This is a genomic window from Mesorhizobium sp. WSM4822 (assembly GCF_055811155.1).
This window is the reverse complement of the sequence record NZ_JBVVQM010000003.1, coordinates 255,297-264,137: the sequence shown is the minus strand read 5'-3', so window position 1 is coordinate 264,137 and position 8,841 is coordinate 255,297. Positions and strand designations below refer to the sequence as shown.

Genomic DNA, 8,841 nt, shown 5'->3' with positions numbered 1-8,841 from the left:
TTGAGCCGCTCCGTCGGCAGCAATTTCCCCCCCCCCCACCCCCGCAACCCCACCATATTCCCCCAGTTTTTGGGGGCAAACCCCACCTCTCCCCGAGGGGAGAGGAGGTCGCCCGCGTTGACGTCAGCATCTTCTCCCCATCGGGGAGAAGATGGCCGCGTAGCGGACGGATGAGGGGCCTTTCTCATACGCGATTGCGTCGGGACTTGAGGCTCAGCCCAGTTCGACCCACACCGGCAGATGGTCCGAACCGTCCGCTTTCCGGTCGACCCACAGGCGCTGCAGGGATTTGGCGAGCGACGCGCTGGTGAAGATGTAGTCGATGCGCTTGTGGCGGCTGGGATCGGTGGGTTGCTTGGGATCGACCCAGCTGATGAGATCGTCGCCGGTGGCGTTCAGGCGCAAGGCGGCATCGACGGCGAAGTCGGCGGTCAGCGGCATGCCGAATTCGTGGTCCGGCCGGCCGGCGAGTTCGACATATTCGGGCGAGCCGGCCAGCATGTTGAAATCGCCCATGCCGACAAAGGCTTCGGGATGCGGCAGTTCCGGCAGGCCGATCTCGGCGACCCCGGACAGCGCGCCGCCTTCGAGGGCGTAGTTCAGCATGCGTTGGCGCAAGAACTGGATCTGGCTGGCGCGCTCGACGGGGCTGCGGTGATCGAGATGGATGGAATAGAAGCGGATGAAACCAAGCGGCGTCTCGATCAGCGCTTCCAGCGCGCCACGCTGGAAGTTCATCATCTCGAAGCTGCGGCTGCGCGGCAAAAGCAGGTTGCGCGACAGATGAATAGGCGTTTTCGACAGCACCATGTTGCCGAGCTGGAAGGTTTTCGTGATGGCGCGGCCATTGTCGATGTGCGAACCGATATTGGCCTCGAAATTGCTGCCATAGACGGCGAAGTAGTCGGGCAGCGCCTCGCCGATCTCGGCGACCATGTCGCGGCCGCCGTTCCTGGGATTGTTGCGGGTCACTTCCTGCAGAGCGATCACATCGGCGCCGCGAACAGCATCAGCGATGCGTCCGACATCGTACTGCCCGTCGAGGCCGATGCCGTACTGGATGTTGTAGGTTACAAGCTTCATTCCGGCATCTCTCCGGCCGATCCCGCGCGGCCATTGTCACAAAACGGCCTCGCCCTTCGCCGCGCCTTGGTTTAGAGCAAGGGCCAAGGTTTAGAGCAATGCCGCAAGGCCACTAGTAGAAACTGTACAATCCCATGAAATTTCTCGATCAAGCCAAGGTCTACATCCGCTCCGGTGACGGTGGCGCTGGTTCGGTGTCGTTCCGGCGCGAAAAGTTCATCGAGTTCGGCGGGCCGGACGGCGGTGATGGCGGCCGTGGCGGCGATGTCTGGCTGGAGGCCGTCGACGGGTTGAACACGCTGATAGACTACCGCTACCAGCAGCATTTCAAGGCCAGGACCGGCGTCCACGGCATGGGCCGCAACATGACCGGTGCCAAGGGCGCCGATGTCACGCTGAAGGTGCCGGCAGGAACGCAGGTGTTCGAAGAGGACAACGAGACGCTGATCTGCGATCTGACCGTGGTCGGTCAGCGCTTTCTGCTGGCCAAGGGCGGAAATGGCGGTTTCGGCAACCAGCATTTCAAGACCTCGACCAACCAGGCGCCGCGCCGCGCCAATCCCGGCCTGCCGGGGCAGGAGCTCAACATCTGGCTGCGGCTGAAGCTGATCGCCGATGCCGGGCTGGTCGGGCTGCCCAATGCCGGCAAGTCGACATTCCTGGCGGCGGTCACCGCAGCCAAGCCGAAGATCGCCGACTATCCGTTCACGACGCTGCATCCCGGCCTCGGCGTTGCCCGCATCGACGCGCGCGAATTCGTCATCGCCGATATTCCGGGCCTCATCGAAGGCGCGCATGAGGGCGTCGGCATCGGCGACCGCTTCCTTGGCCATGTCGAGCGCACGCGTGTGCTGTTGCATCTGGTTTCGGCGCAGGAGGAAAATCCGGGCAAAGCCTACAAGACCGTCCGCGCGGAGCTCGAGGCCTATGGCAACGGCCTGACCGACAAGGTCGAGATCGTGGCACTTTCCCAGGTCGACACGCTCGACGCCGATGCGCGCAAGAAGAAAGTCGCCTCGCTGAAGCGCGCCGCCGGCCGCGCGCCGATGCTGTTGTCGGCCGTCACCGGCGAGGGTGTCGAGGCGGTGCTGCGGGCGCTGATGTCGGTGGTGGCCGAGGCGCGTGCGCAGATCGCTGCGCCAGTCGAGACGCGCTGGGAAAAGTAGGACGATGCAGTCGCTGGGAAAATATCGGCGCATCACCGTCAAGATCGGCTCGGCGCTGCTCGTCGACCGCGCGACAGGCCTGAAGCGCGACTGGCTGGCCTCGCTCGCCGACGACATTGCGGCGCTGGCCAAGGGCGGCGCTGAAATCCTTGTCGTCTCGTCCGGCGCCATCGCGCTTGGCCGCACGATCCTTGGTCTCGGCAAGCGCGCCTTGAAGCTCGAAGAGAGCCAGGCCGCGGCAGCCGTCGGGCAGATCGCATTGGCCGGCGCGTGGTCGGATGCGCTCGGCAAGGGCAGCCTGAAATCGGGCCAGGTCCTGCTGACGCTCGGCGACACCGAGGAGCGCCGCCGCTATCTCAATGCGCGGGCAACGATCTCGACGCTGCTCAAGATGAAGGCGGTGCCGGTCATCAACGAAAACGACACGGTGGCGACGTCCGAAATCCGCTATGGCGACAATGACCGGCTGGCGGCTCGCGTCGCCACCATGATGGGCGCCGACCTCCTGGTACTGCTCTCCGACATCGATGGCCTCTATACGGCGCCGCCGGCGCGTGACCCCCAGGCCAAATTCATTCCGGTGGTCGACCGCATCACGCCCGATATCGAGGCGATGGCGGGTGCGGCCGCTTCCGAGCTGTCGCGCGGCGGCATGCGCACGAAGCTCGATGCCGGCAAGATCGCCACCGCCGCCGGCACCGCGATGATCATCACGTCGGGCACGCGGTTGTCGCCGCTGATGGCGATCGAACGCGGCGAGCGCGCTACTTTCTTTCGGCCGAGCAGCAACCCGGTCAAGGGCTACAAGACCTGGATCGCCGGCCAGCTCGAACCGGCCGGCCGGCTTACGGTCGATGCCGGCGCCATCGGTGCGCTGCTGTCGGGCAAGTCGTTGCTGCCGGCCGGCGTCAAGCTGGTCAGCGGCAATTTCTCGCGCGGCGACACGGTGGCGATCCTGTCGCCCGAGGGCCGCGAGATCGCGCGCGGGCTGGTTGCCTACGATGCAGCCGATGCCGTAAGGATCGCGGGCCTGAAGACGACCGAGATCGAAACCGTGCTCGGCTACGAGGCGCGTTCGGCGATGATCCACCGCGACGACCTTGTGGTGAGCCATTCGGGTGACCAAGTACGGGCCGGCGACCAAGTACTGGCCAGTGACCAGGTAACCAGCGGAGGATGAGCCATGCTGAAACTGCATGAAAAATCCGGGGATGACACCGTAGCAACGATGGCCGATATCGGCCGTCGTGCCCGCGCTGCCGCCCGACCGCTGGCCATTGCCACGACCGCCGCCAAGAACGCCGCACTCCTCGCCATGGCAGAGGCGATCGTCGCTCGGGAGCAGGACATTCTCGACGCCAACGCCATCGATGTCTCGAACGGCCAGGAATCCGGGCTTTCCGCCTCCTTCATGGATCGGCTGAAGCTCGATCCGGCGCGCATTCGCGCCATGGCCGACGGCATCAGGGAAATCGCCGCGCTGCGCGATCCGGTCGGCGATGTGATGGCGCAATGGGACAGGCCGAACGACCTGCATATCGAGCGTGTGCGCACGCCGCTCGGCGTCGTCGGCGTCATCTATGAGAGCCGTCCGAACGTCACGGCGGATGCCGGCGCGCTGTGCCTCAAGGCAGGCAATCCGGTGATCCTGCGTGGCGGCTCGGATTCGCTCAATTCGTCGGCCGCCATCCATGCCTGCCTGGTCGAAGGGCTGAAGGAAGCCGGCCTGCCGGAAGACGCCATCCAGCTGGTGCCGACCACCGATCGCGCCGCCGTTGGCGAGATGCTGAAGGGCCTCGGCGGCACGCTGGATGTCATCATCCCGCGCGGCGGCAAAAGCCTCGTCGGGCGCGTGCAGGCTGAGGCACGGGTGCCGGTTTTCGCGCATCTCGAAGGCATCTGCCATCTCTACATCGACCGCTCGGCCGATCTCGACATGGCGGTGCGGATAGCCGTCAACGCCAAGATGCGGCGCACCGGCGTCTGCGGTGCCGCCGAGACGCTGCTGGTCGACCAGGCGGTCGCCTCCACCCATCTGGTGCCGATCCTCGACGCACTGCGCGCCGCCGGTTGCGAAATCCATGCCGATGCCGACGTGCTGAAAGTGTTTTTCGATGCCAAGCCGGCGATCGATGCCGACTGGGTGACCGAATATCTCGACGCCATCATCGCGGTGAAGCTGGTCGACGGCGTTGCCGGTGCCATCGAGCATATCGAGACGTTTTCCTCGCATCACACCGAGGCGATCGTCGCCGAGGACGCGCAAACCGTCGAAAGATTCTTCAACGAGATCGATTCGGCGATCCTGCTGCACAACGCATCGACGCAGTTCGCCGATGGCGGTGAGTTCGGCATGGGCGCTGAGATCGGCATAGCCACCGGCAAGATGCATGCGCGCGGACCCGTCGGCGTCGAGCAACTGACCTCGTTCAAATACCGCGTTCGCGGGTCGGGACAGGTGAGGCCTTGAATCTTTTCGTTGTCAGAGCCTGAGGCAATGCTGGCATCTTCCGAACCGGCGGTACCCTCCCGTTACCTGAAGATGCCGCATGCCGAGAAAGGCCTCGCCGTCGGCCTGTTCGGCGGCTCGTTCAATCCGCCGCATGCCGGCCATGCGCTGGTCGCCGAGATCGCGCTCAGACGCCTGGCGCTCGACCAATTGTGGTGGATGGTCACGCCGGGCAATCCGCTGAAGAACACCAGGGAACTGGCGCCGCTCGGCGAACGGCTGCAGCTGTCGGAGCAGATCGCCAAGAACCCGAAGATCAAGGTCACCGCCTTCGAAGCCGCCCATCACGTCCGCTACACCGCCGACACGCTGGCGCTGGTCAAGGCGCGCAATCCCGGCGTCGACTACGTCTGGATCATGGGGGCGGATAGTTTGCGCGATTTCCACCGCTGGCAGCGCTGGCGCGAGATCGTTATGACCTTCCCGATCGCCGTCATCGACCGCCCGGGCGCGACGCTGTCGTTCCTGTCCTCCGTCGTCGCCAAGACCTTCGACTATGCCCGCATCGACGAGGGCGATGCGCCGCGGCTTGCCCGCATGAAGGCACCGGCCTGGACCTTCATCCACGGCCCGCGCTCGTCGCTGTCGTCGAGCGCGATCCGCAAGCTGGCGAAGGGGTGAGCCCGACCGCCCGCCCATGTCGCTTTTATCGCTCCCTTTGCCCGTTTCATGGGCAATCCTGAGCAGGCATGTCGATTCCCAGGAAAACCCGCAGCGAAGCCGAGCAGGGCGCCGAGCCCACACCGCTGATCGCGATTGCCAGCGTCATCGTGTCGATGGCACTGATAGCCGTCGGCAACGGGCTGATGTTTGCCTATATCCCGGTTCGGCTCGGCGCCGAGGGTTTCGATCCGACCTGGGCCGGACTTATCATCACCGGACTTTCGGCCGGTGGGCTGGCGGGCTGCATCCTGACCGGACCGCTGGTGCGAAGGGTCGGCCATGCCCGTGCCTTCATGGTGTTGTCGGCGCTGATCGCACTGGCCAACGCCGCTGTCGGCGCCGGGGTCCATCCGCTGCTGTGGATAGCCGCCCGCGCGCTCTACGGCTTTGCCATCTGCGGCCTGTTCATCGTCGCGCAGAGCTGGCTCAACGACGCCGTTGCCAACGCCATCCGTGGCCGGGTCATGGCTTTCTTCTACGTTGCCTATGTCGCCGGGCTTGGCGTCGGCTACGCGACGCTGGCGCTGGTCGATATCAGGACAGCGGATGCGCCGCTGATCGGCATCGCCTTCACGGCGCTATCGATCCTTCCCGTCGGGATGACCCGACTTGCCCAGCCGCCGGCACCGCAGGCGGCCTCGGTGGCGCTGCGCCGCGCCTGGCGGGTTTCACCGGTCGGCGTCGCCGGCATGCTTGCGGTCGGCGGCCTGTCAATGTCGATTGCGGGCTTCGCGCCGATCCACGCCACGGCCAAGGGCTACAGCCAGGCCGATGTGGCGCTGCTGCTTTCGGCGATGCCTCTCGGCACGCTGATCCTGCAGATCCCGCTTGGCTGGATTTCCGACCGAACCGACCGCCGCTATGTGCTGATCGCCGCATCCGCGCTCGCCATGGTTGCCGGCCTGTTTGCCCTCGGGTTCGATGGCGGCGCGTTGGCCGCGTTGGTTGTGATCTATATCGTGTGGGACGGCGCCTCGGAATCGATCTATTCGCTGGCCAGCGCACATGCCGCCGACCGCGCCGGCAAGGACGACATGGTGGCGCTGTCCAGTTCGCTTCTGTTTGCCTGGTCGCTGTCGGGTTTCGTCGTGCCCGGCATCGTGACGGCGCTTTCGGCCGTCTTTGGAACGCAGGCTTTCATCTATGTGGCTGTTCTCATCGCCGCAGCCTTCTGCCTGTTCGTGCTTTTGCGTGTGTTCACGACGCGTGCGGTCCCGGTCGGTGAAACCGGCAGTTTCGCACCGATGACGGCGCAGGCGCCTTTGCCGGTCGAACTTGCCTTCGCACCGGACGATGAGGGCCGGCACTGAGCCAACCGATTATTGCCGGCGGGCTTCGGGTTGGGGCGCTTCCGGCGGCGGCAGCGGGATCGATATGCCTTCGCTATCGAATTCCTGTTTGGCGCGCTTGGTGAGATCGGTCTGGGTGGCGAAGAAGTCCGCCGACGATGTCCAATAGCGCAAGGCAATCGAAACAGTGCTGTCACCCAATGTCGAGACGAAAGCGATCGGCGCCGGCTCACGCTTGATCCTCCGCTCGGCCGCGGCAATGGCAAGCAAGGTTTTCTGCGCCCTGTCGATGTCGTTCCAGGAGCCGATGCTGAGCGTGATGTCGCCGCGGCGCACGCCGTTGCGCGAGAAGTTGCGCACCGGCTGGTTCCACAACGTCGAGTTGGGCGCCAGGATGTAGACGCCGTCGGCGGTCCTGAGCTTGGTCGCGAACAGACCGATTTCCTCGATCGTGCCGGCGATCGAACCGACCTCGACGGATTCGCCGATGCGGAACGGCCGCAGCGCCAGAAGCATGATGCCGGCGGCGATGTTCTGCAGCGTGCCTTGCAGCGCCAGGCCGATGGCGAGGCCAATGGCACCGATCGCGGCAATGATCGAGGCCGTCTGCACGCCGAACTGGCCGAGCACCATGATGGTGACGAGGATCAGGATGGCGTAGCGGACGATCTTGGAGAAGAAATGCCGCAACGTCGCATCGAAACCATGGATATGGCCGAGACCGGCGAAGATCGAACGTTCGGCAAGACCGGCGACGATGTAGCCGACAATCAAGAGGATGACGGCACCGATGGCCGAGAAGGAGTACGAAACAATCAGCGTGCTCAGTTGGGCGAGGCCAGCCTGGACACTGAGAAAGGCGTTTTGCGGGTCGATCGGCATGGGGGGAATCCGGTTGGTCGGTGAGCCGATAACCCATGCGGGCGGTGAGGGTTCCGATCTTTTCCGGCGTGCAGCGGAACCACAAGAGCGACAATACGTTCGTGCGAGGCAGGGTCCCGTCTTGAAACTGTCAGGGAACTCTGCCTATCTAAGTGGTGTCACCTGCTTCAAGGGGTGATTTGGTTGTTCTTGCTGCGAAAGGAAATACACTGAGAACAGCACTGCGGAAGAAGGCCGATATCATGCCTTCGCCGGCCAGGATCAGCGTAGACGACGCCGTGTCCCGCGCCATCAAGACAGTCCTTGCCAGTCTGGAAGACTCCAAGGCCGAAAACATTGTCTCCATCGACATCCAGGGGAAATCGAGCCTCGGCGACTACATGGTCGTCGCTTCGGGCCGATCGCACCGTCATGTCGCGGCTGTCGCCGATCATCTTCTCAAAGCGATCAAGGATGCCGGTCTCGGCACCGCGCGCGTTGAGGGGCTGTCCGGCGCCGACTGGGTCCTGATCGATTCTGGCGACATCATCGTCCATGTCTTCCGCCCCGAAGTCCGCGAATTCTACAATCTCGAAAAGATGTGGCAGGCGCCGGACCTCGAGGAAGAAACGCTCCACTAAGTCGTTCGCGCGGCTTACAAGGCGAGGATGAAGATATCAGTTCATGCCGTGGGCCGGATGAAAGCCGGCCCCGAAAAGCTGCTTGCCGACCGCTATTTCGAGCGCTTCGCCAAGAGCGGCCCGGCCGTGGGGCTTGAATTTGGCGGCATTGCCGAGATTGCCGAGGGGCGCAGCCAGACCGCCAACGAGCGCCGGCGTGAGGAAGGCCAAAAACTGCAGACGCAGTTGCAGCCCGGCACCGCTTTGATCCTGCTGGACGAACGCGGCAAAAGCTTTTCTTCGGAAGATTTCGCCGGGCGCCTCGGCCTGTTGCGTGACGGTGGCCGCAAGGGACTGGTCATCGCCATCGGCGGCGCCGACGGTCACGACCAGTCGCTGCGCGACCAGGCCGAACTGGTGATGTCGTTCGGATTGTTGACATGGCCGCATCAACTGGTGCGCGTGATGCTGGGAGAGCAGCTTTATCGGGTGGCCACCATCCTTTCGGGACATCCTTATCATCGCTCGTAAACCGGTGAATTGGTGCAGTACACCCGGATTTCCGCCCCAATGCCGAGGCAAGATTGCATCGAGTGGGCGGTTTCGAACATGGTTGATTGTTCGTTAACGAAGCCACGCATAGAGTCGGG

General features: G+C 64.2%; 9 protein-coding genes. 7 read left to right on the top strand and 2 right to left on the bottom strand.

Translation table 11 applies throughout. The features are described 5' to 3' along the window. Positions 1-213: 213 nt before the first annotated feature. On the bottom strand, positions 214-1,083 hold the full coding sequence (locus tag AC0L3E_RS09345; protein WP_128307902.1) for an endonuclease/exonuclease/phosphatase family protein: 870 nt from the start codon (positions 1,081-1,083) through the stop codon (positions 214-216). Between the two features lie 134 nt (positions 1,084-1,217). Between AC0L3E_RS09345 and obgE the strand changes: the two genes are divergently transcribed. From obgE to AC0L3E_RS09320, 5 genes are all read left to right on the top strand, one after another. Then, complete coding sequence (gene obgE / locus AC0L3E_RS09340) at positions 1,218-2,249, top strand: GTPase ObgE (protein WP_473604654.1); 1,032 nt, start codon at positions 1,218-1,220, stop codon at positions 2,247-2,249. Between the two features lie 4 nt (positions 2,250-2,253). Then, positions 2,254-3,429, top strand: a complete 1,176-nt coding sequence (gene proB, locus AC0L3E_RS09335; protein WP_473604653.1) for a glutamate 5-kinase — start codon at positions 2,254-2,256, stop codon at positions 3,427-3,429. Between the two features lie 3 nt (positions 3,430-3,432). Then, positions 3,433-4,719 (top strand): glutamate-5-semialdehyde dehydrogenase, encoded by a 1,287-nt coding sequence (locus tag AC0L3E_RS09330; protein WP_473604652.1) that lies wholly within the window; start codon positions 3,433-3,435, stop codon positions 4,717-4,719. Between the two features lie 72 nt (positions 4,720-4,791). Continuing rightward, complete coding sequence (locus AC0L3E_RS09325) at positions 4,792-5,379, top strand: nicotinate-nucleotide adenylyltransferase (RefSeq protein ID WP_127327663.1); 588 nt, start codon at positions 4,792-4,794, stop codon at positions 5,377-5,379. 68 nt (positions 5,380-5,447) lie between these two features. Continuing rightward, positions 5,448-6,731, top strand: coding sequence for an MFS transporter (locus tag AC0L3E_RS09320; protein ID WP_256747308.1), 1,284 nt, complete (start codon positions 5,448-5,450; stop codon positions 6,729-6,731). 9 nt (positions 6,732-6,740) lie between these two features. Here AC0L3E_RS09320 and AC0L3E_RS09315 read toward each other — a convergent pair whose 3' ends face one another. Further along, a complete protein-coding gene (locus AC0L3E_RS09315; protein WP_473604651.1) occupies positions 6,741-7,592 on the bottom strand; it encodes a mechanosensitive ion channel family protein in 852 nt (283 codons plus the stop codon). Between the two features lie 242 nt (positions 7,593-7,834). Here AC0L3E_RS09315 and rsfS point away from each other — a divergent pair, with 242 nt between their 5' ends. Together rsfS and rlmH are read left to right on the top strand one after the other, a co-directional pair. Continuing rightward, a complete protein-coding gene (gene rsfS, locus AC0L3E_RS09310; RefSeq protein WP_013529073.1) occupies positions 7,835-8,212 on the top strand; it encodes a ribosome silencing factor in 378 nt (125 codons plus the stop codon). Between the two features lie 27 nt (positions 8,213-8,239). Next, complete coding sequence (gene rlmH, locus AC0L3E_RS09305; protein WP_292655702.1) at positions 8,240-8,722, top strand: 23S rRNA (pseudouridine(1915)-N(3))-methyltransferase RlmH; 483 nt, start codon at positions 8,240-8,242, stop codon at positions 8,720-8,722. Positions 8,723-8,841 lie beyond the last annotated feature (119 nt).

Bases quoted from the DNA above. Each gene is read 5' to 3' on its own strand.
- proB (WP_473604653.1), top strand. From the start codon at position 2,254: ATGCAGTCGCTGGGAAAATATCGGCGCATCACCGTCAAGATCGGCTCG.
- rlmH (WP_292655702.1), top strand. From the start codon at position 8,240: ATGAAGATATCAGTTCATGCCGTGGGCCGGATGAAAGCCGGCCCCGAA.
- AC0L3E_RS09320 (WP_256747308.1), top strand. From the start codon at position 5,448: ATGTCGATTCCCAGGAAAACCCGCAGCGAAGCCGAGCAGGGCGCCGAG.
- obgE (WP_473604654.1), top strand. From the start codon at position 1,218: ATGAAATTTCTCGATCAAGCCAAGGTCTACATCCGCTCCGGTGACGGT.
- AC0L3E_RS09330 (WP_473604652.1), top strand. From the start codon at position 3,433: ATGCTGAAACTGCATGAAAAATCCGGGGATGACACCGTAGCAACGATG.
- rsfS (WP_013529073.1), top strand. From the start codon at position 7,835: ATGCCTTCGCCGGCCAGGATCAGCGTAGACGACGCCGTGTCCCGCGCC.
- AC0L3E_RS09345 (WP_128307902.1), bottom strand. From the start codon at position 1,083: ATGAAGCTTGTAACCTACAACATCCAGTACGGCATCGGCCTCGACGGG.
- AC0L3E_RS09325 (WP_127327663.1), top strand. From the start codon at position 4,792: ATGCCGCATGCCGAGAAAGGCCTCGCCGTCGGCCTGTTCGGCGGCTCG.
- AC0L3E_RS09315 (WP_473604651.1), bottom strand. From the start codon at position 7,592: ATGCCGATCGACCCGCAAAACGCCTTTCTCAGTGTCCAGGCTGGCCTC.